Raw genomic sequence first — 24061 nt, 5'->3', positions numbered from 1 at the left:
TTTGATCATCAGAGCCCTTTTCTATTGAAGAGGGCTCTTTTGTTTTAGAATAGCACCTCTTGCAACACCAATCCCCGTGCTGGAGCTTTTTCACTTAACGGGAACACATCATTTGCCCCTTTCAGGGCTTGATCTAGCTCATGGATAGTGATTTTCCCCCGCCCCAAATCATAGAGTGTCCCCATCATTAACCGCACTTGGTTTCTCATAAAACCTTTCCCCTTAACGCTGAAACAATAGATCGCAGACTCAATCTCCCAATTGGATTCAGGCTGCTTAAATGCAGTCACGGATGAAGAGGTGATTTCACGACAAAACACCGCATCAGGCTTCGGTTTGGTACAGAAATTCCTAAAATCGTTCATCCCTTCAAAAAGTTGGGCCGCTTCTTGGATCAATGGAATGTCAAGGACTTCGGGAAATACCACTACATAGGGAGCCGAAAAAGGATGAGGTTTCTCTCCAAAAGAAAAATAATAACGGTATTCTTTTTCCCTAACGTCTTGAATAATGTTAAAGTCCGGCCCAATAGTCGATGCCGATAGGAGGCGAATATCATCAGGAAGAAAAGCATTCACTCCTTTCACCATTCCCTCCAGCTGCTCCTCATAAGCTGAAAAAAGCTCGAAAGCCCCTTGGATGCAAGACACTCCAGCATCTGTCCTTCCAGCACCCAGAAGCTTAAACTCCCCATGTCCCAGCCACCCTTTAAAACTCCTTTCGAGCATTTCTTGGATAGTCTTTACCCCGGGTTGTTTCTGCCAACCGTGATACCGAAAACCAAGGTACTGCACATAGAATAAATAGGTAAAGGGCTTGCTTTGCATAAGGTATTTCTTTAACGAATCGCGAAGGTAACCATCAGCTCCACAAGAAACAAAACCCTTACTGCTTCTGCCAAAGGCTATCTGTAAAGAAATGCTCTTTGTCTTCAAAATCCCTCGTTATCACAAAACCACTTTCCTCTGCCAGCTGACCAAGTTCGTAATTGTTGTATTTTTTTGACACTTCTGTATGAATAGGTTCAGCCTTTTCAAAATATACTTCTTTGTCCAATCCGCTAATGGTGACTTTTTGGGTTTCCATGCTGATCAAGTAACTGCGGCATTCCCCCGTCAGAGGGTCATACATGGGCCAATGTTTAAATTTGGCAAGGTCAAAGTCCCCACCAAGTTCCTTGTTTATTCGCGAAAGTATATTGAGATTAAAATCACGGGTTACTCCCTTAGGGTCATTATAAGCTTGGAGGATCACCTCTGGATCCTTCTTCAGGTCAAAGCCAATCAACAAATAATCCCCCGCATTCAACGCTTCCGAAATGCGCCTTAGCATATTTACCGCTAGCTCTCTATCAAAATTACCAATATTCGCCCCTAAAAAAAGGAACAAATTACGCCTTCCTTCCTCCCATTTCTGTTCTTCAAGTGCCCGTTTATACGTACCTGTGATCGGTGTGATGCACATAGAGGGGAAGTCTTGTTTCAGATCACATTTGAGCTGTTCGAGTACTGTCCCAGAAATATCAATCGGATAATAGGTATAGTTGCAGCCACTATCCTGTAGATAGCGTAATAAGATTTTAGTTTTCAAGCCATCACCAGCCCCCATTTCCACCAAATTGAAGGGCTGTCCTGATGATAAAAACGGTTGGAGGATAGCGTCTTTATATTGGTCTAAAATGGAGAACTCCTTTTGTGTCAAATAATATTCAGGTAATTTCATGATCTTTTGAAACAGAACATCGCCACGCTGGTCATAAAAATATTTTGACGATAAATGCTTATTTGTAGCAGTAAGTCCTTCCAGAACATCTCTGGCAAACTCAGTTTCGGTATTTATTGCGTATTCCATCAAATATTGGGTTAGTTTATTTTCTGACAAAGTCTAATTCCAGTAAACTGCCACTGATAGTGCGGGTGAAAGAAATTACGATATGTACTTCTGGAATGTCCGGGAGACGTGGCGACGGATGCTCCTCTGAGCACCATTTGGTTCACCATAAACTTCCCATTGTACTCACCTATGGCCCCCGGCGCCTTTTGATATCTTGGATAGGGCAAATAAGCAGAATTGGTCCATTCCCACCTTTTTCCCCACGAAAACTCACTACTGGCCACTTCCCACTCTGCTTCTGTGGGAAGACGATACCCCGCCCATTCGGCATAGGCAGCGGCCTCATAAAAGGAGACGTGTGCCAAAGGCGCCTCTAGGTCCAGCTCCCGCTTACCATCCAGCGTATAACAAAAATTGTCATCATTATTCACCAGCCAATACAAAGGTGACTTTACTCCTTCCGCTTTCAACCAAGCCCATCCATCGGAGTGCCAAAATTCAGGGCGATCATACCCCCCTTCTTGGACAAATTTCAAGTACTCCTTATTGGACACCAACCGATCGGCGATCGAATAACTCTCCAAATAGACCTTATGATTGGCCCTTTCGTTGTCATAACAAAACCCCTCTCCTTGGTGGCCAATTTCGTAAACGCCTTCCTTAATTTGTATCCATCTACGTTCTGGCTGTTTTGGATACTCCTTAATATTAAGGACTGCTGGCAAAAGAGGGTTTTGCCATAGGTTATATTTTAAGTCTGTAAGGAGCAGTTCTTGGTGTTGCTGTTCATGATTAAGCCCCAATAAAACAATCTCTATCACTTCATCGGTCAAGTATCCATCGATAAGGAAGTTCATTTGCTCATCGACATACCCCCTGTAATCAAATACCTCTTCGGTAGTGGGTCTCGTCATCAGTCCCCGGTGATGCCTGGCCGTCCTCTCTCCTACGGCATTGTAATAACTATTGAAAAAGAAGCTGAAATCCGGGTGGAATTCCTGATAGTCCGGAAGAAAGGATTTTAGCACAAAGGTCTCAAAAAACCAACTGGTATGTGCCAAATGCCATTTTGCTGGACTCACGTGTTCAGCTGCCTGAATGGTAAAATCCTCTGTTTCTAAATTGGAACAAAGGTATTCGCTTCTTTCCCTGATTTGTTTATAATGGTCAAAAGTCATCATCTTGAATTTTACAATAATAATGCCTAACAACATTTATGCAAGGGGCGCATCCCCTAATCTTTCCCTATATGAAACAGTGCATCACCCGCATTAACTACCGGGGAATTGTTGAGCCCTACGATAAACCCGTTCGAGCTACTTTTAACTGGTACTTTCACTTGACCATAAGGATCTGAAATGCGCGCTAGCACCTGTCTCTTTTTCACTTGGTCACCTATCTGCACGGCAGGGGTAAAAATCCCCGATATTTTGGCCCTGGTCCAGGAGCTCTCCTTGATAATGATGGACTCTTCTGGATATATTTCCTCTTCGATTATGCCAAGATGGCTCAACAATCTCTTGGTGCCCCTTATTGCTTCGTCGACAGAGAATTCATCCAATCGCATGGACTCACCGCCTTCATAAACTAAAATATGTTTCTTTTTCTTAAAAGCTTCCTTTCTAAAGGACTTATCAATGTGTGAAGAATTCAGGACAAATCGTGCACCAAATGCCTGTGCCATTTCCAATCCCACCTTATCCCTAAAGTCCACTCTTATTTGAGGGTAATTCCCCAGCATTCGTCCTCCTGTATGGATATCTATCCCAAAATCTATCACAGGGATAATCTGGGTCGTAAGGATATAGGCTATCTGAGAAGCAAGAGACCCTTTATTATTTCCTGGGAAGCTCCTGTTCAGGTCCCTTCCATCTGGAAACGTTCGGCTATTGCTCAAAAAACCATACACATTCACTAATGGTATATATATAATCGTACCACGCACAGGCTGAAAAAGGTCTTCTTCGAGCATTCTCTTCACAGCCACTATTCCGTTGATTTCATCTCCGTGCACTCCTCCGCTGATCAAGACCACTGGTCCGTCCTCTTTGGCTCTTCGGATAAATACAGGGAGATCAATTAATGTATGCGTAGGTAATCTGGCAATGGCAATTTCAATATTGATTGATTGTCCAGGTCGAATCCTAATGCCATTAATTATCATTTCTTTCATACTTGCTAGAAATCTTTATTTGGATTCTGGTTTCTTTTTTTTAAAATCTTATTTAATTCGCAAAAGTCTTTGGTAAAAGAGCATAAATAGTTCAATTATTCCGTTACAACTGAAAGGCTTTGTATCAAACTACTAAGCAATAATCATACATGAATATACAAGAAAACATTTCTTTAAAACCATATAATACCTTTCAAATTGACAAAAAAGCCAGATTTTTTGTAGAAGTAAATTCAGCCGAGGAAATCAAGGAAGCCCTCACGCTGGCCAAAGACCAACGGTTACCGGTCTTTATCCTCGGTGGCGGCAGCAATATTTTACTGACCAAAGACATCTTTGCCCTGGTGATCAAGATAAATATCAAAGGCATCGAAGTCATCCAGGAAGACGAACATCATGTATGGGCAAAAGTAGGCGCTGGAGAAATATGGCATGATTTTGTAAACCATGCGATCCGTCTTCAGTGGGCCGGCGTCGAAAACCTCTCCCTCATCCCCGGTACAGTGGGGGCTTCCCCAATGCAAAACATCGGTGCCTATGGAGTAGAAATCAAAGAGGTCTTTGACCATCTTGAAGCAATCCATAGAAAAACCTTAACATCGACCACTTTCGATAAAGACCAATGCCATTTTGGATATAGGGAAAGCATCTTCAAAAATGTGGTAAAGGACCAGTACATCATTACGCACGTCATCTATAAGCTATCCAAAAAACCAACTTTCAATATTAGCTACGGAGCCATTCGCTCTACATTGGACAGCATGGGCATTGGAGATGATTATAGTATAAAAGACATCAGCGATGCAGTCATACAGATTAGGCAGGAAAAACTTCCGGACCCGGCCCTTTTGGGCAATGCGGGAAGTTTTTTTAAGAACCCTGTGCTATCGAAGGATCACTTCAATGCATTGAAAAAGCAATTTCCGGAAATCCCTCATTACCCCCACGCAGCAGGAATAAAAGTCCCTGCCGCTTGGCTGATCGAAAAGTCAGGCTGGAAAGGCAGGACTTTTGGGAATATCGGTGTTCATAAAAACCAGCCCCTTGTTTTGGTTAATTACGGTAACGGAGAAGGTGAAGCGATCAAAGCCCTTTCTGAAAGAATCCAAAAGGACATCAAGGAGAGGTTTGGTGTGGTCTTAAGCCCTGAAGTCAATTTCATCTGATGTTTTCAAGCTAAAACCGATTTATGCATTAGCCTATCTATTTCGGTAACGATTCCTAATTGCATAAACCGGGTTAAATCAGGTGATCCTCATAGGTGATCTTCTTTTCGTATTTTTCCACCTCTACACCGAATTTTTTCAGAAATTCTACCCCCTCGTCGAAGGGAAGTCCTTTATATTCCGCATAGGAATACATATAAACCACTTTCGCTACGCCCATGGAATAGATGATCCTGGCACATGCCAAGCAAGGCGCCAGTGTCACATATAAAGTGGATCCTTCCACTGAAGCATTGTTCTTTACCGCATAAAGAATCGCATTCTGTTCGGCATGGATGGCCAATGAGCAACTACCCTTACTATCCCGGCTACATCCATCCTCCGGAAATTCCTCGTCACAATTATGAGTACCAGATGGAGGACCATTATATCCTATGGAAATGATCCTTGTTTCTTTGGTAAGGACAGCTCCTACATGCTTTTTGATACAATGCGAACGCTTGGCCAGATTGACCGCCAATTCCATAAAAATATCATCAAAATCAGGTTTGCTCATCGCATTCTCTTATTTAAAGTTTCCCAAAAGTACATAAGAATTAAAAAATGCTACGAAGTATTTGGTGTTAAATAGCTTTTAGGCGACTATTTCCCGTAAACACAAAAAACAAAAAACATACCTTGAAATGCATCAGTAAGCAATCTTCAACTTTTTTATGTATATAAACATCATTTTTTTTAATTTAAAATTGCTTTATCGAATATTTTTTTTTTACCTTTAAGCATTGTTAACGGACAAAACTTTTACAGATACATCCAACCTAAATACAATGAAACAAATAAGAAACTTTACAATTTTCTGCTTAGTCGGCCTACTTTCTTTTAGTTGCATATCCAACAAGAAGTTAATCTATCTGCAAGAGCAGGATGCTGACAAAATGGTGGCCACTTCAGGCGATCTAAAAGTACATAAATACGAAGATTACAAATTGCAATTAAATGACGTGCTAGATGTAAACATCAGAACCACAAGTCCCGAACTTAATTTACTTTTTAATGATTCGGACGCATCATCAAGCAGTAACGCCATGCGAGGTGGCCTTGCAGATGGTGGAGATGTCTATTTCATGACAGGCTACACTATTGACGATGAAGGATATATAGAGCTACCGGTTATCGGCAACCTCAAAGTAGTGGGCCTTACTGTAGAAGAGGCCAAAACGATAGTCGAGGAAGAAGTGATCCAGTATGTGAATTCAGCATCTGATTACTTTGTCCGTGTACGCTTGGGAGGAATGCGCTACAGTGCATTAGGAGAATTCAACAACCCTGGAAAATACACCATTTTACAGAATAGAGTAACCATTTTCGAAGCTATTGCCAATGCTGGCGAAATGACTACAGTCGCCAACCGACATAAAGTCACCCTTATTCGTCAGTATCCAGAAGGGTCCAAAGTATACAAAATGAACCTTCTGGATGAGCGGATCATGGAATCTGACCTGTACTTTTTACGCCCAAATGACCTCATATACGTGGAACCGATGAAAGTAAGAGAGCTTGGAACTGGCGCTACATTCGTACAGACCTTCCAATTACTCGTCACCACACTTACTCTTGGAGTATTGATCTATAATGCCACCAATAACAACTAAATTATTTTCACCATGAGCAACAACGAATTCGAACACTATACTGAGGGAGGTAACGATACTTTTGACTTCAAGGAGCTGTTCTCAAAGTACTTGAGATATTGGCCTATCATCATCTTATCGATGGTGGTATTTGGAGCAGCTGCCTATTTCTATAACCAAACACAGCCTTCTGAATATAAAGTCAGCGGAAAATTATTGATTGAAGAAGATGCACAAAGAGGCAATATACTCAACCTCACCAACATGCCTCAAGATTTCAATAACTCACTCATCAATAAAATGGCCAATGATGGCCACCAATTGAAGTCCTATAACTTGGCCAATGAGGTACTTGATTTGGTAGATTTTGATGTAGAATATTATACAGAAACCACGTTCAAGGACGTAGAAATCTATCAATCTGCACCTATTAAGGTGGAAGTGGACTGGAACCATCCACAATTGACCGAAAACAAGTTTAAGATCGAATGGAAAAACGCTGATAACTTCATTCTTACTTATACTAGTCCCGAATACGTACTTCAAACCCCGGAGGACAATAAATTGACTCCAATAGAGATCAACACCACACCTAAGGCCTTTCCCTTTAATAGATGGATAGAAACACCTCATGCCAGGATCAGAGTAGTTCCCCTGCAAACGAGCGCACCAGGAGCAACAAAGGTGATACTAAGAAACAGGAAAAGCCTCCTCGGACAATATACCGGTGAAAACCTCACCATAGCGCCTATGGATGCCATGAGCTCTATTCTGAACATCTCTCTGATCACTACTGTTCCAGAAAAAGGCAGCCATTATGTAAACACCCTATTGGAAACCTTCCTTGACAATTCACTGGAAGAGAAAAACTTGCAAGCTCGGAAAACGGTTGATTTCATCGACAACCAAATCAGTGGCGTATCGGACACTTTATCAACCATAGAGAGCAAGCTAGAATCGTTTAGGAGTAAAAATAAAACCTACAACATCGGAACAGAAGGAAGTTCTATTTTTCAAAAAATCACTGAACTCGAATCAGAACTCAATCAAGAGAACTTCAAGAACGAGTACTACAAAAACCTGCAAAGTTACCTATCAAAGGAAGATTATAGTGATATCATCCTTCCATCTGGTATTGGGATAGAAGATCCGATTCTAAACAAGTTAATCCAAGACCTTATTCTTCTCCAATCAGAACGTTCACAATACCTTGCCACCCAAACTGCCTCTGCACCAAATGTAAGAGAAGTAAGCAAAAAGATCGAAGACCTGAACAAGTCCATTAATGAGGTCCTCAAAAACACCATTAATAACTCGGACAGGCTGGTGTCTAGTCTTCAAAATAGACTCTACAAGCTAGAAAGTGAATTCAAGAAATTACCTAGTACCGAGCAGGACCTATTGAGGATCCAGCGGTCATTTACATTGAACGAAAACATCTATACCTTCTTAATGCAAAGAAGGGCTGAAGCGGCTATTTCCATGGTTTCTACCACTGCACCGGACAAAATTATGGAAAGTGCAAAGCCTTCCTATATTCCGCTTCCCTTGAAGCCATTGACCAATTACATATTGGGCATAGCAATAGGATTTATTCTGCCTGTATTGATTATCAGTATTTTGATCTTCTCTAATGTCAAGGTGAAGGAGAGAAAAGAGCTAGAAGCAAAGCTCAATAATCCAGTATTAACTTCCATTGGCCATAACAGAAACAAGAACAACCTTGTAGTGCTCAATAAGAACAAATCATCTATTGCCGAGGCGTTCAGGTCCCTACGGACCAACTTGACCTTTATCGTACCCAAGGAGGAGAAAATCACAATAGCCATTACGTCCTCTATAGCAGGGGAAGGAAAAAGCTTTACGTCTATCAACTTGGCATCTGCCTATTCGATAGCCGAAAAGAAAACCATACTAGTGGGGTGTGACATGCATAAGCCAAAGCTTTTCAATGACTTTAAATTAAGCAATACGGTTGGATTATCCACTTATCTCAGCAAACAGGTAAATGATGTAAATGCCGTCATTCAAAAATCCCCCTACCCTAACCTGGACCTGATAGTCGCGGGGCCGACACCTCCAAATCCTGCCGAACTTCTCATCGGAAGTCAATTTGAGACAATGATAAATGAGCTGAAAGAGAAGTACGATGTGATTATTTTTGACACGCCTCCAATAGGACTGACCAGTGAGACGCTTGCTGTGTTAAAAATGGTCAATGTCACCCTATGTCTAATCAGGCATAACTACAGTGACAAGAGCTTCATCGATGACATCAATAGCCTGAAAGACAAGAAAGGTTTCAGAAATATCTACACCGTCTTCAATGACGTCCCTTCCAAGGAACTTAATTATGGTGGATATGGATATGGATACTATTCTGATGACAAGAATAAATCCAGCATGATCAATAAAATATTCAAAGGAGGAAGCGGAAGAGCTGCTGTATAACCTCAGCCTTTTTGTTTGCTAGATAGTTCGTCCTTTTACCAAACTTAATTACCAAGGAGCTGCCCATACCACGGGGCAGCTCCAACACAACACCTTCAACACACTTCCCTGCTAGGTTCTACGTGATGGGACTGACGGGGCGAAGCTCTACCCAAGGAGCACCACTAATTATTCCATTTAATCCGAACTCCCACATGTTCAGCATAGTAATTCCTTTATATAACAAAGAAGAAAACATCTCAAAGACCTTGGCGTCAGTACAGGAACAAAGCTATACGGATTATGAAATAGTAATCGTTAACGATGGTTCGACAGACAACAGTGTCAAAAAAGTAGAAGAAGTCAATGACCATAGGATCAAGCTGTACCACAAAAAAAACGGTGGTGTTTCTGATGCCAGGAATTTCGGTATTGAAAAAGCCAAAAATCCATACATCGTATTTTTAGATGCCGATGATCTCTGGAAACCTAACTACTTGGAAGAAATGGCCCTGATTATCCAAGAATATCCAGAAGCAGGAATGTATAATTGTGCCCATTCAGTGATCTATAAAGGCAAAGCCTATGACATGGATCATGATATCAAACGGGGAATTATTGAAAATTATTTTAAAACCTGCCTCACCCATGTCATTGCATGGACCAGTGCCACGATAGTAAGAAAGGACGTATTTGATAAAGTAGGTGGATTTCCAGTGGGAATGATTTCCGGTGAGGACGTTTATACCTGGGCCAAGATCGCACTCCAATATCCAGTGGCTTTCCACCCTGATTCCCTAACTATTTATATCAAACAAGACGAAACCATTGTAGGCCGCAGCAACAAAAAAGACAACTGCAAGGAATCGTGGCAGGACCTCTTCCAAGAAGGTAATAACGATGTAAACAAATACATTGCTATGAAAGCAATTCTAAAAGGCACTCGGTACGCCTGGGGAGGATATTTGTCCGAAAGCAGGAAAATAGAAAAAGACTTCAAGTACATTAATGACTATTCCGATGTACAACATTCTTGGAAAAAGTTATACCTCCTAAACAGAACTCCTGCTTTCGTAAAGAAAATGGTTTTAGCGTACAAACAGGCAGTTGTTAAGTCAAATAAATCAGCATCATGATTCTTATATTTTTATCCTTGGTATTAATTGGTTATTTCATTTTTGACCAGAAAAATTTCATCTATGCCTTAATGGTCTTTTACTTGGTATTTGACATGTTTGATGGCTTTTATAAAGACCTAAAAGTATTTGCAGGTATTCGGTACGTATTGCCTTTGATCATGGTTATGGCATACATAATAGCCAATAAAGCATTTAAAAAAGGAGACTGGATATTTTTAATACTCACTGTATACATTATAGGTTTGCTGATGTTTAATCCGGGAAATTTCATGCTATCAGCAAAAACAGCCTTTGCTCTGATCATTTCCTTAAGCATGGTACTTGTCGGGAATTTCTTCGGCTCTAAAAGAGATTTTATTAAGGAATTTGAGCCCTACAATAGATTCATGCTTATCGCAATCCCACTATATCTAATTATGGCCAATGTCCTCCATATTGGAGAAGCTGTGTATGGTGGTAGTTTTACAACTGGCTTTTTAGGCACCTCACGGATGTACATTGCACCTATTGTAATTTTCATTTCCATCCATTATGTGCTCGAAAGTAAAAAAAGTTCGATGTTTTTACGAATCATTGACATTTCATTTATAACCTTAAATATAATTTTCTTGGTGGTGATCACTAGAAGAACTTCTGTAGGTATGCTAGCTTTTGCTATTATTGCTTACGCTGTACTTAACCGGAAAATCGTTTTTAAGCTAGCTATGGTTGTGGTTTCATTTTTAGCTATCATGGTACTTACTTATCCACTATATCAAGAACAGTTAAACGCTCAATTAGCAGAGAGAGAGAGGATTACAGAAGTCGACAATTATTCTGAAACCGAGCCAAGATATATGGAAACTATCTTTCTTTATCAACACTTCAAAAATAGCGAGGACCCTTCGGAATTATTATTTGGAATTCAATTATTTGACACCATTGATTTTGGGATTAAGAATTTTGGATATGGAAGAAGTATTCACAGTGATATTAATATGTTAATATATAGCACCGGTCTCTTTGGAATGCTCCTATTTCTAATATTTTTCATTCATTATTTTATGATTGGAAACAACAAAATGAACAAAGAAAATCAACGCATATTCTATCCATTATTAGTAATGCTATTGATAGTTTTAGTTCCGGGGAGATTTATTGGCACATTTACTTTTGCACCGCTCATCATCTTTCTTTTGTGTGCAGTAAAAGCCAGTAGACCTAAGAAAATAAAAAGATCAATACCTGTCAAGAATACTTTAGTCAATCGACCACCCAAATACCCACTTAGGCCTATCAACGTCTAAACATTATCTCAATAACCTTTTACGATAATCGTCCTTCAGTCCCAAATAACCTTTTATACCTAGATCCACTTTATTATTAATAAACTATGAAGACAAGAATTCTTATTACCCACATTTCCCAGACACTAAACTATGGAAGCGCCATGATGGCATTGAACCTCATCAGCAGGATGAAGCCATTACTTCCGGACGCTGAAATTTACTGTGAATGCGATGACTATAACCTGGACAGGCTAAAAGTAGGGACCGGCGTTCATGATCTTAAAAAGTTCGATGCGTTGTTCAACACCAAATTAACTCCGATCACCAAGGTAAAACGCTATATATTCGGTAGTGATGAGTCCATCAAAAAGATCACTGACAACTTTGACGTCCTAATTGTATTGGGTGGTGATGATCTCTCTGAAACGTATAAAAAAGGAGCTCTACTAAAAGGATCAGTCTACAAATCCATCAACAAGAAATGTAAAGTAATCCTTGCCGGCCAATCGTTTGGGCCTTTCTTTGGTACTACCAGGACAATGGTCAAAAACTTCTATAAGGATATTAGCATTATTACCCGTGATGATAATAGTTACGAATTCTCCAAGAGCATTGGCATTAAGAAGCTGGTAAAAAGTAGGGATCTTGCCATGATGACTTTGCCAAATCAGAAGGAATTTGGAAAAATCCTAGAGAACTATCCCGAGTTACAGCCAAACAAGTACTTTACCATGGTTCCTTCCGGCCTATGGCATAAGTATACAGAGGACAAAGAGGGCTACATCAAAACATGGAAAAAACTGATCCTTAACCTCTCCAAGAGATTTCCGGATTTTAAGTTTGTAATTCTAGGACACGTGCTCGCTCCAGCAAAATCAGATGATCGTTTTGTCATCAAAGAAATCGAAAAAAGTATGGCACCAGAAGAGCGGGAAAACCTGATCTTCATTACTGAAGCTATCCAACCGGCAGAAGCCAGACAAATCCTAGGAGGAAGCTTAATGGTCATTACCGGAAGGATGCATGCTGCAGTATCCACTTTCTTTATGAAAAAGCCTGCCATCTCTCTTGCCTATAGCGAAAAATACGCTGGAGTGATCGGTAGAGGCCTTGAGCTACCAGATCTCATCGTAGAATCCAGAAATCAAACATGGGGTGATCAGTCTCCTCTCCTAGAAGAGGTGGATAAAAAAATATCGTATGTACTGGAAAATCACGAACCTTTAACAGCAAAAATCAGCAACAAAATAGATGAGTGTACAAAACTCGTTGAAGATCAGATTGATTTTATTGTAAGTGAAGTTATTCATAGTGATAAAATTCCAGCCTAACTGTAGGACTATCTTATTAGATAGTCCTACAAAATTATTATATCCGCATCATTTTTCTAATTAGTGATTTTGGATGTGATTATACGCTTTATTGCCAGTAGGTTTTATTTCTCACGGAACGCACAGAACACCCAGAAAGAAATAAGGCTTTTCTGAGATTTCCATGTTTTCTGTGAGCACCTATTTCATTTTCCTGTGATTACTGGTATCATTGAGGATAATCATATTTTGGAAATATCATTCGAAATCAACACCATCTAACTAAGCACAACTAAAGACATCTGAGTATCGATGGTTTCATAAACAAACACCAGACAGACACAAATCTACTTTGTAAAAAAGAAACTAACTTCCAAAGGCCTCTTAGTATGGATCTTATTACAAACTGTTAAAAAAATCCATTGGGAAGTTGCTTGTCCCTACTCCCTACTCGTCAAGCACTTCCAAAACCCAAATAACCTGAAAAACAGTTTTCAGGAAATATCCTATTGGCCAAAAATAAACTATTTATGCTAGGATACATTTTTAACAAGATGACAACATCAACAATTTCAAGGACATTCATTGGAAATTGCGTTTTTGACATTCTGAAGGACACCGGCTTTCAAAGAGAATGGGATAGGTTATATGCAACCACCAGTTGGGCTACAATCTTTCAGGAAAGGCAATTTGTAGAAAGTTGGTATTATGCTAATCAGCAAGAAATCACCCCCATTCTGCTCACTGTCTTTGAAGACGACGAATTAGTCGGCCTATTAGCACTGACTACTTCCAAAACCAACGGTGAATTCCAAAAGGACAGGTCCATGAAAATAACCGGGGCTGGCAAATTCGATGCGGAGTACCAAACTTGGATCGTAAAGGATGGATATAACGAAATCTTTATCAAAAATGGCTTCGAGGCGCTGTTCAATGAATTCCCCCAATGCAAACTGAGTCTTAGGTTTATCCCTGATCCCAGCATTATCGAGCCCTTAAAGTCCCTAACTTCGATCAAGGAAAAACACATTGTTCTACATAAGCACCATCGTCCTTTAATGGATTTTGCACTGGTAGAAGAACAAAAGCTTTTTCGAAAAAGACATCTCAAGGCCAAATATAACCGTATTCACAGGGCTGGACAGGTCGCATTCAGTAAAGTCACTGAGATAGATGAATTTATTCAGATATTGGACGAAATCTTGGTCTATTTGGATTTTCGCCAAGCAGCCATGTTTAATAAACTACCTTCAAAGTCCAACCCAAACCGCCATAAATTCCTCATAGAGCTTTTCAAAAAGGACCTTCTCCATGTGACTGCTCTAAAACTAGATGGAGAAACGATCTCTTCCATAATAGGCATGAAAGGAAAAGGCTGGATGCACTTGGCCGGATTGATCAGTTATTCTCCCTTCCATTCCAAACATTCCCCGGGCCTTGTACACCTTTACATGTTGGGCAAGATGCTCCAGGAAGAAGGTTACCACAAATTTGACCTTACTCCTGGCTATGATGGGTACAAAGAACGCTTCTCTACAAGTGGAGACGAAGTGGTGGAGCTCCACCTAAGCAAAAACCTGAAATACGGGGTAAAAAAATTCCTAAGAAAAAACCTCCACAATACGCTCGTGAAATTTGATGTGAGACCGATGTCCTTCGAGCTCAACATGAAGAAGAAGATCTATTTGATAAAGGAAAAAACAAAAGGAATTACCAAATCATTTTTTTCTGCAAACGAAACTATGGCATCGTATAGCTTCCCTTCGGAAGATGCTGGTTTGTCCGTCAAAAAAAACAGTATTACAGACCTGCTGAAGTATAATGACCGCAACGGCCTACAGTCCAGGTGGGAGTTTTTGGAAAGGGCCTTTTCCCTTGTCAGCAGAGGGGCTGAATTCTATTCGATTTCGGACGGCAAGAAATTATTGGCCAGTATCTGGATAACATCGGATGATGAAAAACCATCCAATGATGAGTCTATGCCTTCCATTGCAGACAGTTACTTCCACACCTCATTCAAAAACAACAATCGGGCGTTTGAGAACTATGTAATAGAATCTGAGTCCAATCGCACTTCATCTGAAAAACCAACCTCCCATCATGAAAATTCATAAAGGCAAGGACGTACTGGAAATCATAAAGCAGCCAAGTTTTCTTCAAAGCTGGGACAGGTTGGCCAGGCAATGCCCTTGGGCCACTGTTTTTCAGCAAAAGGAATTCGTACTGACTTGGTATGAGCTATTCGATGATCAGACTCCTATCATCATTACAGACTGGAACGGTGATTCCATGACCGGGATATTCCCTCTCATCCAGACAGCTGACCAACTATCCTATCCAGGAAATAATCTAGCTGAATACCAAGCATGGTTATCCACTAAGGAGAACAATACTTCATTCATTAAAGGCGCCTTGGACTTAATCCGTAACGACTATTCCCTGCACCTTAAGTACCTCCCTTCTGAAAGCCCACTTGATTGGTTAGATGACCATAGTCGGCTAAAAAAACATATCTTCTTAAAAGAATATGCCCAGCCTATCATGGAATGTAATGAAGAAAGACTTGATATCGAGCTTAAAAAGAAAAACAAAAAAGAAAAAATAAACCGACTGAAAAGACAAGGTGAATTATCCTTTCAACGGATAACTTCTCCGACAGACTTTACCGATATTCTTCCACAGCTAATCGAGCAAAATGAGTTTAGAAAAGGCGCCATTTATGGCAAGTTGGCCTTTTTAGATGACCACAGAAGGGTGGATTTTCTTGACAAGGTCTTTGAAAAGGGGCTGCTCCATGCCAGCATTTTAAAATTGAACAATGAAATAATCGCCTCTAATGTCGGGTTTATCACAGGAAACACTGTCCACTTACAAGGACTAAACACCCACTCTCCTTTCTATGCAAAACACAGTCCAGGTATCCTCCATTTTCTCATGCTGGGAATCGATCTTAAAAAGGACAACTTTGATTATTTTGACCTGACACCCGGAGGCATAGATGGCTATAAATCCAAACTGGCCACCAGCTATTATTCCACTCATGAACTACAAATGGACTCCGTATTCGAGACCAAAAAGAAACAAGTCAAAGATTCGATTAAATCAACAGCAAAAAACCTAATTGGCAAAAAGCCGAAAAAGCCAACTTTACTGTCCACTCTTTTTTTCGGATCGAACAAAGGCAACCCATCGGAAAGCCAACACAAAGCTATTTATTTCAATTTAAAAGGTGATCAGTTCAATATAAAGACAAACCAAACGAGTGTTGTTGAATCAAAATCAAATTATACTTATCATAAAAACAATATTGCTGACCTCCTCATTTTCCCACTGGAGGAACAAAAAATAGCTTTTCTCTCGGACGCAATGTACCGAATAGAAAATGGCCAGCATTTTTATGCTGTTAAATCAGCGCAATTGCTCATTGCAACGCTTTGGTTTATCCCCACTGGCACCAAAGAGATGAATGGAAATAAAAGAGAACAAGACAACTTGGAGTTTTCCTACCTATCGCCAAGCTTGGAAAGCCCTCAAGAAATCATTAATACGATCATTCAAGATGAGCACCTGTCGCCAAGCTTAGTTTCGTCAATGGACATTTCTTATTTCAAATTCCCTATCCTCGAGTAAGGCTTACCACTTTTCAATACGTTTTCCTTATCATAAGGAAATCACCAAAGATATTACCATGAATAAAAAACGCCGGAACATTTTTGCTCAAAAAATCGCAAAAGCTGTTATTAACCTTGGGTTATTAAAGCGGGCCAAAAACAAGGCATTAAATGGTGACCATATCTTATCCATATATTTTCACAAACCCACTAAAGAGGAGTTTGAGGGATTGATAATCTGGCTAAAAAACAATGGCTTCCATTTTATCAGTGTCAGTGCCCTAAAGAAAATCATTTATGAAAACGCTCCATTTCCTAAAGGAGCCGTATTGATCACAGTGGATGATGGATGGTCTTCCAATGTGGAAAACATGGCCCACATAGCCAAAAAACACCAAACCCCCATCACTATTTTTCTTGCCACAGAAGCCATTGAAATAGGATATTATTGGTTTTCCACAGTAAAAAAAGCAAGCAAACAAAATTTAGGATTCCCAAGCTCGGAAGAAATGAAAAAACTTCCCAACGCAGAAAGATCTGTACTCCTACAAAACCTACAACAAAAAACTGATCTGGGTGAAAGAGAAGCGATGACGATCCAAGATGTCAAATCCATAACCAACAACCCTTTCGTTACTTTTGGAGCACATACCCATACCCATCCGATACTGCCGAACTGTACTGACCAAGAAGCCCATCTTGAAGTGCAAATTAGCAAAGAAAAGGTATCATCGTGGACAGGTATGGAAGTGGACACATTCGCCTACCCAAATGGGGATTATGGAGATCGGGAAATAGATTTACTAAAGAAAAAAGATTTTAAAATAGGCTTTTCCACAAAAGCAGTTCCCTTGACAAGGGATGATTTTAAGACTCCTTATACCCTTCCTAGATTGGGGTTTTTGGAGGGAGCATCCTGGGAAGAAAACCTATGCCGCATAATGGGAGTGTGGTATTCCAAGTCAACATTTAAAAACTAATTGAACAAACTACTATACTTAACCCTACTAAAAATCCCCAAATAACGTAATATGAGAAAAATCAATTACTTAGATGAAACGTTAATGGACGAAACGGATGATCCTAATTATGCTATCGAGTTTAGCAAGACGAATAATTCAGGAATTTATCCCCCAGAAAAGACCATTAATGCCCTCTTTGTTTCTTCCGGAAACTTAAAAAACTTTGATCTTGCTCCGTTTATAAAAGTACAAGGGGAATCGCTTTCGCAAGTGGGTATAAATGTGACCTATTTTAAAATTAAGGGTAAAGGATCCAAAGGCTATATCAACAATATAGAAAACCTCAAGAAATTCATTAAGGAGAATAATTTTGACATCATCCATGCGCACTTCACACTTTCGGGATGGGTGGCCGCCCTTACCTTTCCCAAACAACCGCTTATTCTCTCACTGATGGGCACAGATGCACTAGGACGTGTCAAAAGCCAATGGCAAATTGCCAAAGTGTTCAATCACCTAACTATGCTCACGTACGCCATCCAACCATTTGTGAAAAAAATAATTTCCAAATCGATCAATATTGACAAGCATGTTTGGATCAAAAAGAAATCATATATTCTTCCCAACGGAGTGGATTTAGCCAAATTTGATGGAAAAAGAACCGATTTCAGAAAAGAACTCCACTTGGATGAGAACAAAAAGTACATCCTTTTTTTAGGCAATAAAGCAGATAAGAACAAGAATTTTCAATTTTTGAAAGAAGCCGAGGATGAACTGGCCAAACTCAACTTTACCGTAATTGCCCCCTACCCTGTCAGCCATCAAACAATTATAAAATACCTAAGCTGTGTCGACATGGTAGTCATGTGCTCCATTCAAGAGGGGTCCCCAAATGTGGTCAAAGAAGCGATGGCCTCCAACTGTAAAGGTGTATTTACGGACGTGGGCGATGTCAGAGAAGTAGTCGGCAACACCCCAGGGTACGGCATTACTTCTTTTAAGAAAGAAGACCTACTGGACAAAATACTGGAAGTGGACGCTATGCCGATATGTCAAGGCCGGAATCGGCTTATAGATAAAAAACTAGATACCAAAAACATCGCATTAAAGCTAAAATCCATTTACCTAGATGCACTAAAGCTTACAAACCCTTAAAAAAAATAAGGATTAACATTCTTACTTTTAGTTTTCATACAATATGGATAATACTATGGCAACAAACATCAGCACAACCACTTTTGCCACTTTAAAAGAAAACCACAACGGAACAAAAGTAATTTCAAAAAGCAAAATGAAAGTTTTATTTGTTTCATCAGGTAACCTTAAAAACTTTGAGGTGGCTCCTTTTATAAAAGTACAAGGTGATTCTTTGATCAGCGAAAATATTGAAGTGGATTATTTCAGAGTCCTTGGCAAAGGGATCAAAGGCTATTTCTCTAATGTGAAACGATTACGTAGACATTTAAGGAAAAACAACTATGACCTTATTCATGCCCATTTCACATTATCAGCATGGGTGGCCGTCCTCGCCAAACCAAACCTTCCTATCGTGCTCTCACTTATGGGAACAGATGCCTACGGAAGGGTCAATAAATTGTCGCAAAACAAGCCAAGCCTTAATTACCTTACTATACTGAGTATTCTGATACAGCCATTTGTGAAAAAAATCATCTCTAAATCACCCAATATAGAACAGGTGGTCTGGCAGAAAAAAAAGAGTCACTTATTACCAAATGGTGTCAACATGGAGAATTTGCACCCGTTTGAAGAGGATTTCAGGCAAGAGCTTAATCTTGCCCCCGACAAAAAGTATGTTTTGTTCTTGGGGAATCCAAAAGACCTAAGGAAAAACTATCAGCAGCTACATGCTATCAAGGATCAACTGGCAGAAAAAAACATAGAGGTTATCGCTCCATACCCGATAAGCCACAGTTTGGTCTTCAAATACCTTAATTCGGTAGATGCATTGATCATGTGCTCATTCCAAGAAGGATCACCTAATGTAGTAAAAGAAGCGATGGCCTGTAACTGCAAGGGTGTATTTACCGATGTAGGTGATGTGAAGTACCTTATCAATAATACAAAAGGATATCAAATATGTGATTTTTCACCAGAAGATCTTTTTGATAAAATAAATAATGTCGTATATTCACAGGAATGTGAAGGTCGTAAAAGATTATTTGATTTAAAGCTCTCAGTTCCTGAAGTAGCTTCGCGACTAAAAAACATTTATCAAACTGTTTTAAACTAATCAGTACATTAAATCTGGGAACAAAGTTCACAGTTTTTACATACCGCAGAATTAAATACAATACCCCTTTTTTAAATTTTATAATAAACTACCTATTGTCCACAAACTACCTTATTCGACACTACGATTCATCTATTTGAAATAAATACTATTCCTCAAAATGAAAATACTAATTGACATAAACCATCCTGCACATGTTCATTATTTTAGAAATTTCTACAAGATAATGACCGAAAACGGGCACAAATTAGTAGTTGTTTCTAGAAATAAAGAAATAGAACACAAATTATTGGAAGCCCATGATATTCCATACGTAGATCGAGGCAAAGGTAAAAACGGCCGAATCGGCAAACTTTTGTACCTTCTTTATGCTGACTTTAAGCTATTATCAATAGCGAAAAAGTTCAAACCTGATGTGTTTCTCAACTTTTTACACCCTTATCCTTCGCATATTGCTAAGTTGATGAACAAGCCTTCTATTGTGTTCAGTGACACAGAACATGCTACGTTACATGCTAAGTTGACCGTTCCCTATGCGACAGCCATCCACACGCCATCCTGCTATAGGACAGATCTAGGAGAAAAACAGCATAGATTTCAGGGCTTTATGGAATTATCTTATTTGCATCCCAACTATTTCACTCCTGACCCTGGGATTTTGGACATCATCGGAGTTAAGCCAAATGAAAAATTTGTCATTGTGAGATTCGTAGCATGGGGTTCAGTCCATGATTTCGGACATTCAGGCATGTCTTTGGACAATAAACGAAAGGCCATCAAAGAGATATCCAAACATGCCAAAGTACTGATTACTTCTGAAAAGCCACTTCCAGAAGATCTAGAAAAATATAGAATTAAAATACCAATTGACAAGATCCATCATGCCTTGTTTTATAGCTCCCTGCTCTTTGGGGAAAGTGCGACGATGGCTTCAGAAGCTGCAGTATTAGGTACGCCTGCTATATTTCTTGACAACGATGGTAGAGGGTATACCGATGAACAAGAAAAAGAATATAGTTTAGTTTATAATTTCACGGAAGCTCCGCAAGACCAGGAAAATGCCATCAGTAAGGCGATAGAAATACTATCAAACCCAGAAAGTGAGTGGATATTTAAGGAAAGAAGAAAAAAACTTCTCGCCAATTGCATTGACACGACAAGTTATATGATAGAAAAGGTCTTAGCGTATGCCCCTCGACAGATCAAAAAATCTCCCGCTCTCCAAAAAGTAAAGCAAAGAGCAGCTACCTTGGAGATACCAGAGCATCATTGACAGCATACAATTCCACTGTTTTTTTTACACCTATTTTATATAAGATTAAATCGATCTGAAACAAATCGTTACCTAGGACATCTATAGACAAAGTCTTCAGAACAATATATACTCTCTGGTATAGTCATCCTGAAAGAATGCTTCTGCGCACGTTCCTTTTTTGTAGCTATTTGGGGTCGTGAAGAGATCAAGTAAGGAAGTTACTTGTCGGCCTATCCCGCCCTAGACAGGTTTGCTTAAATATAACATGGCAGGATCTCCTCTTAATTGGAAGTATTAATCCACTTCTTTTACCTGCGAGAAAATTGTGGCAAAGCACCTATTGATCTAATCTCCTGGGGAAACCATATCAATCGGGGATTAAGTTCCTCTTGAAAGTCATGAAATAATGAAAATTCACCTAAGGCTTGAGAAGCATTCATTGAGAGAACAAATAATTTTATAAGATCTTCATATAAACCAATGGACATTATAAAAACCAAAGCAGATTTAAAAAGGGTATTGAAAGTTGAAAAGGAGAAACTTAATATAAAAAGGCCCTTTATCATGCGAATCACTTATTCTGAAGGCTATAGGGTTTATCGCTTTTTCAAAAATCTCAGGTATTTGGAATATTACCTCAACAAAAAGAAGTTTTTGTGGGACTATATTCCTTTGGCATGGAGGTACTGGAACCATAGGAGAATGAAACTGAAATACAGCTTTTACATTCACCCAAACACGCTTGATGAAGGCTTTCATCTGGTTCACTCGGGCTTTGTAAGAGTGGCTGTCTTTGCTAAAATAGGTAAAAACTGTACTGTCCTTCCCCGGGTACTCATCGGTAAAAAAAAGCCGGGAATAGATAACCCTGAAGTAAATATAGGAGACAACTGTTATATAGGAACAGGTGTGACCATCCTAGGACCAATTAATATAGGAAACAATGTCACGATAGCAGCTGGCAGTGTGGTCACTCAAGACGTCCCGGACAATTGCATCATCGGAGGAATACCAGCAAAAGTCCTAAAGCATAAAAATCCCGCAGAAGCAAGCCCTACTGAAGTACCTATGGAAGCCCTCAAAAAGTAAGAACCTGCTATTACAAATCTTTCCTCTTCCCAAAATTCAAAAAAGGCTTATCCCAAAATGGGATAAGCCTTTTTTAAATCAATAAATTTTAAATGTCGAAGACGTTTTATCTCCAATTGGTATTACACCCTTCTCATCAGCAAATGCAGCAAACTCTACTTTGTACCTTCCTGACTCAAGAAAATTATTCCCATAATAGAAATTTCCTTTTCCATTATCTCCAAATAGAAGGAATGGATACCCGCCATCATGCAGAGAATGAATCAATTTATACCCATTGCTAGTTTCTCTATACAAATCAAATCTAACGCTTTCAACTCTTTCATCAACATCAGCATATAAACTAAATTTATTCGTACCTAACCTAGAAAAATAGATTATCTTTCCTGGATGTAAATCTTCCCATAGTGATTCTGTATGAGCATTAGCAATAATTAATTTTGGTTCTTTAGGATTATTAATTACAACATCTGCTAAATTTAGAATACTTCCTGTAACCAAATCTGATAATGATACATTCTGATCACCATATCTGATATTATCCATATATATTGCGCGAATATCACTATCAGTTTTTGTATAATTCCAGATTGATTTGTAAATACCTACTTTCCAATGGGGAAGTCCTCGTCCTTTGTACAGGTTAGGGCCTTTATAGTTGAGGATTTTATTCCCATCTCTCCAGACCTCAACAGAACCGTCACTGTCAGATGAATGCTGGACGTGAAAAGCAAATTCTGTCCATTCATCTTTTATTATAGGGCCTAAGTTAATGGTTTCCCATTTATCTTCATCCTTAGGAGATACGACACGGATGTATAGCTCATCTTTAGCGGTTCTTAAGGACAGTGATGGTCCGCCAGAGCTTTGTCTCCACTGTGAAATAGATTCATTGGTCTTATCATATTCGTAACCATCCTCTGGAAAATAAACAGCAAAGCTGTACCACATATCCTGAGAAGATGCCTTATCATTGACCAATATTTCGGATCTAGTTCCGTTAGCAACCATATCGTCTGATGAAGTCAACCTGAACATGGCTGATTTGTCCCCTTCAAATGATCGCCAAGAAACGACCCTTAAGCTATAATCTTCGGCTCCTTGGTAATGCACTCCTCTGAGAGGATCATCCCCTTCAAAGTCTTCGGAAAATAATAAACCGGACAATTTAGTAGTAACTTCTGCTACTTCTTCACTCTCCTGTACTTCTAATTGCTGTGATTCATCTAGTTGGCAAGAACTCACAAAAAAGACTGTAGTTAGCCCCGCAAGAAAACTCTTGCAAGGTAAAGTGGTAATAGATTTCATTAATAAATAAGTTAGGTGATAATTACTTTTTAAGTGTTTACAATGCGAGGCAAGCTAATAAGGTGGGCCTTCTCTAATGGTAGTTTTCATAAGTGTGGTATGTTGGTTGATAAACTGTTGTAAAAGCAAAAATCAATAGGGTGATTAAATGCTAACAGCCATCTATTGCCAACATCTATACCACATCATCACCTTGAATTTGAAGGACTTAGCTAAATAAAAACAAACAACACAACTACGTAAACAAATGAATAAATACCGTAAACAAATGAACAAAAAAATGAAATAAAAATTATTAAATAAAAATATTTATACTAAACAATGAAATAATAAATATCATACAATTTAAAATCTATTTATTAATATAATAAAATTATCAGGATTTTTCATATCGATAAAAAACAAATAATATTATTTGAATAATTAAAATAATACAGCAAAAATTTGAATTCTGTAAAACAAACAATAATTAAATCGAGACATACACTGTAGAGTAAATTCCACATATTGGATATTATTTCCTCAACAAAAAACAGTACAATACACCTAAACCAGTGATTTTCTAGATATAAAAATCAAGTTTCAAACAAAATTTTATTGGAAATAAGACATATAAACATCATAAAAATAAACAA

General features: G+C 39.1%; 19 protein-coding genes. 13 read left to right on the top strand and 6 right to left on the bottom strand.

The genetic code is table 11. The features are described from left to right. Positions 1–44 precede the first annotated feature (44 nt). The 4 genes from DN752_RS21615 to DN752_RS21600 are packed head-to-tail and all read right to left on the bottom strand — an operon-like array spanning position 45 to position 4006. Positions 45–935 (bottom strand): tRNA pseudouridine synthase A, encoded by an 891-nt coding sequence (locus tag DN752_RS21615; RefSeq protein ID WP_245949354.1) that lies wholly within the window; start codon positions 933–935, stop codon positions 45–47. Then, complete coding sequence (egtD, locus tag DN752_RS21610) at positions 886–1851, bottom strand: L-histidine N(alpha)-methyltransferase (protein ID WP_112785908.1); 966 nt, start codon at positions 1849–1851, stop codon at positions 886–888. Before egtD ends, DN752_RS21615 begins: the two co-directional genes overlap by 50 nt. Positions 1852–1862: 11 nt before the next feature. Then, positions 1863–3014, bottom strand: coding sequence for an ergothioneine biosynthesis protein EgtB (gene egtB, locus DN752_RS21605; protein WP_317048506.1), 1152 nt, complete (start codon positions 3012–3014; stop codon positions 1863–1865). Positions 3015–3067: 53 nt separating this feature from the next. After that, positions 3068–4006 carry a succinylglutamate desuccinylase/aspartoacylase family protein gene (locus DN752_RS21600; protein WP_112785907.1) on the bottom strand — a complete coding sequence of 313 codons (939 nt, stop codon included), beginning with the start codon at positions 4004–4006 and terminating at the stop codon, positions 3068–3070. Positions 4007–4155: 149 nt separating this feature from the next. Here DN752_RS21600 and murB point away from each other — a divergent pair, with 149 nt between their 5' ends. Beyond that, entirely contained in the window at positions 4156–5172 is a 1017-nt protein-coding gene (gene murB, locus DN752_RS21595; protein ID WP_112785906.1) for a UDP-N-acetylmuramate dehydrogenase, read from the top strand. Positions 5173–5245: 73 nt separating this feature from the next. On the opposite strand, the gene DN752_RS21590 is transcribed toward murB, so the two are convergent. Then, the gene (locus tag DN752_RS21590) at positions 5246–5728 is read right to left on the bottom strand and encodes a deoxycytidylate deaminase (protein ID WP_112785905.1); all 483 of its coding nucleotides are present in this window, start codon (positions 5726–5728) and stop codon (positions 5246–5248) included. A gap of 271 nt (positions 5729–5999) precedes the next feature. Here DN752_RS21590 and DN752_RS21585 point away from each other — a divergent pair, with 271 nt between their 5' ends. The 12 genes from DN752_RS21585 to DN752_RS21525 all read left to right on the top strand — a co-directional run bounded on the left by DN752_RS21585 (position 6000) and on the right by DN752_RS21525 (position 22118). Next, positions 6000–6824 carry a polysaccharide biosynthesis/export family protein gene (locus tag DN752_RS21585; protein WP_245949353.1) on the top strand — a complete coding sequence of 275 codons (825 nt, stop codon included), beginning with the start codon at positions 6000–6002 and terminating at the stop codon, positions 6822–6824. Positions 6825–6836: 12 nt separating this feature from the next. Next, entirely contained in the window at positions 6837–9254 is a 2418-nt protein-coding gene (locus DN752_RS21580) for a GumC family protein (RefSeq protein ID WP_112785904.1), read from the top strand. Positions 9255–9448: 194 nt separating this feature from the next. After that, positions 9449–10369 carry a glycosyltransferase family 2 protein gene (locus DN752_RS21575; RefSeq protein ID WP_112785903.1) on the top strand — a complete coding sequence of 307 codons (921 nt, stop codon included), beginning with the start codon at positions 9449–9451 and terminating at the stop codon, positions 10367–10369. Continuing rightward, on the top strand, positions 10366–11658 hold the full coding sequence (locus DN752_RS21570; RefSeq protein ID WP_112785902.1) for a hypothetical protein: 1293 nt from the start codon (positions 10366–10368) through the stop codon (positions 11656–11658). Before DN752_RS21575 ends, DN752_RS21570 begins: the two co-directional genes overlap by 4 nt. A gap of 86 nt (positions 11659–11744) precedes the next feature. Next, positions 11745–12971, top strand: a complete 1227-nt coding sequence (locus tag DN752_RS21565) for a polysaccharide pyruvyl transferase family protein (protein WP_112785901.1) — start codon at positions 11745–11747, stop codon at positions 12969–12971. Positions 12972–13504: 533 nt separating this feature from the next. Continuing rightward, a complete protein-coding gene (locus tag DN752_RS21560; protein ID WP_245949351.1) occupies positions 13505–15064 on the top strand; it encodes a GNAT family N-acetyltransferase in 1560 nt (519 codons plus the stop codon). Continuing rightward, positions 15051–16580: a GNAT family N-acetyltransferase gene (locus DN752_RS21555; RefSeq protein WP_112785899.1), complete on the top strand. Its 1530-nt coding sequence runs from the start codon at positions 15051–15053 to the stop codon at positions 16578–16580. The genes DN752_RS21560 and DN752_RS21555 overlap by 14 nt, the downstream gene beginning before the upstream one ends. 58 nt (positions 16581–16638) lie before the next feature. Then, entirely contained in the window at positions 16639–17541 is a 903-nt protein-coding gene (locus tag DN752_RS21550; protein ID WP_112785898.1) for a polysaccharide deacetylase family protein, read from the top strand. A gap of 51 nt (positions 17542–17592) precedes the next feature. Further along, positions 17593–18678: a glycosyltransferase family 4 protein gene (locus DN752_RS21545; RefSeq protein ID WP_245949349.1), complete on the top strand. Its 1086-nt coding sequence runs from the start codon at positions 17593–17595 to the stop codon at positions 18676–18678. Between the two features lie 136 nt (positions 18679–18814). Beyond that, the gene (locus DN752_RS21540) at positions 18815–19774 is read left to right on the top strand and encodes a glycosyltransferase family 4 protein (protein ID WP_245949348.1); all 960 of its coding nucleotides are present in this window, start codon (positions 18815–18817) and stop codon (positions 19772–19774) included. Positions 19775–19934: 160 nt separating this feature from the next. Beyond that, positions 19935–21047 carry a DUF354 domain-containing protein gene (locus tag DN752_RS21535; protein ID WP_112785897.1) on the top strand — a complete coding sequence of 371 codons (1113 nt, stop codon included), beginning with the start codon at positions 19935–19937 and terminating at the stop codon, positions 21045–21047. 462 nt (positions 21048–21509) lie between these two features. Continuing rightward, entirely contained in the window at positions 21510–22118 is a 609-nt protein-coding gene (locus DN752_RS21525; RefSeq protein WP_112785895.1) for a serine O-acetyltransferase, read from the top strand. Positions 22119–22196: 78 nt separating this feature from the next. Here DN752_RS21525 and DN752_RS21520 read toward each other — a convergent pair whose 3' ends face one another. Continuing rightward, a complete protein-coding gene (locus tag DN752_RS21520; protein ID WP_112785894.1) occupies positions 22197–23426 on the bottom strand; it encodes a polysaccharide lyase in 1230 nt (409 codons plus the stop codon). Between the last annotated feature and the right edge of the window lie 635 nt (positions 23427–24061).

Source organism: Echinicola strongylocentroti (assembly GCF_003260975.1).
GTDB lineage: Bacteria > Bacteroidota > Bacteroidia > Cytophagales > Cyclobacteriaceae > Echinicola > Echinicola strongylocentroti.
This window is presented reverse-complemented; position numbering and strand designations above follow the sequence as displayed.

What these genes read in the sequence shown, in the direction of transcription:
- egtD (WP_112785908.1), bottom strand. Translation starts at nt 1,851, where the DNA reads ATGGAATACGCAATAAATACCGAAACTGAGTTTGCCAGAGATGTTCTG.
- egtB (WP_317048506.1), bottom strand. Translation starts at nt 3,014, where the DNA reads ATGATGACTTTTGACCATTATAAACAAATCAGGGAAAGAAGCGAATAC.
- DN752_RS21600 (WP_112785907.1), bottom strand. Translation starts at nt 4,006, where the DNA reads ATGAAAGAAATGATAATTAATGGCATTAGGATTCGACCTGGACAATCA.
- murB (WP_112785906.1), top strand. Translation starts at nt 4,156, where the DNA reads ATGAATATACAAGAAAACATTTCTTTAAAACCATATAATACCTTTCAA.
- DN752_RS21590 (WP_112785905.1), bottom strand. Translation starts at nt 5,728, where the DNA reads ATGAGCAAACCTGATTTTGATGATATTTTTATGGAATTGGCGGTCAAT.
- DN752_RS21585 (WP_245949353.1), top strand. Translation starts at nt 6,000, where the DNA reads ATGAAACAAATAAGAAACTTTACAATTTTCTGCTTAGTCGGCCTACTT.
- DN752_RS21580 (WP_112785904.1), top strand. Translation starts at nt 6,837, where the DNA reads ATGAGCAACAACGAATTCGAACACTATACTGAGGGAGGTAACGATACT.
- DN752_RS21575 (WP_112785903.1), top strand. Translation starts at nt 9,449, where the DNA reads ATGTTCAGCATAGTAATTCCTTTATATAACAAAGAAGAAAACATCTCA.
- DN752_RS21570 (WP_112785902.1), top strand. Translation starts at nt 10,366, where the DNA reads ATGATTCTTATATTTTTATCCTTGGTATTAATTGGTTATTTCATTTTT.
- DN752_RS21565 (WP_112785901.1), top strand. Translation starts at nt 11,745, where the DNA reads ATGAAGACAAGAATTCTTATTACCCACATTTCCCAGACACTAAACTAT.
- DN752_RS21560 (WP_245949351.1), top strand. Translation starts at nt 13,505, where the DNA reads ATGACAACATCAACAATTTCAAGGACATTCATTGGAAATTGCGTTTTT.
- DN752_RS21555 (WP_112785899.1), top strand. Translation starts at nt 15,051, where the DNA reads ATGAAAATTCATAAAGGCAAGGACGTACTGGAAATCATAAAGCAGCCA.
- DN752_RS21550 (WP_112785898.1), top strand. Translation starts at nt 16,639, where the DNA reads ATGAATAAAAAACGCCGGAACATTTTTGCTCAAAAAATCGCAAAAGCT.
- DN752_RS21545 (WP_245949349.1), top strand. Translation starts at nt 17,593, where the DNA reads ATGAGAAAAATCAATTACTTAGATGAAACGTTAATGGACGAAACGGAT.
- DN752_RS21540 (WP_245949348.1), top strand. Translation starts at nt 18,815, where the DNA reads ATGAAAGTTTTATTTGTTTCATCAGGTAACCTTAAAAACTTTGAGGTG.
- DN752_RS21535 (WP_112785897.1), top strand. Translation starts at nt 19,935, where the DNA reads ATGAAAATACTAATTGACATAAACCATCCTGCACATGTTCATTATTTT.
- DN752_RS21525 (WP_112785895.1), top strand. Translation starts at nt 21,510, where the DNA reads ATGGACATTATAAAAACCAAAGCAGATTTAAAAAGGGTATTGAAAGTT.
- DN752_RS21520 (WP_112785894.1), bottom strand. Translation starts at nt 23,426, where the DNA reads ATGAAATCTATTACCACTTTACCTTGCAAGAGTTTTCTTGCGGGGCTA.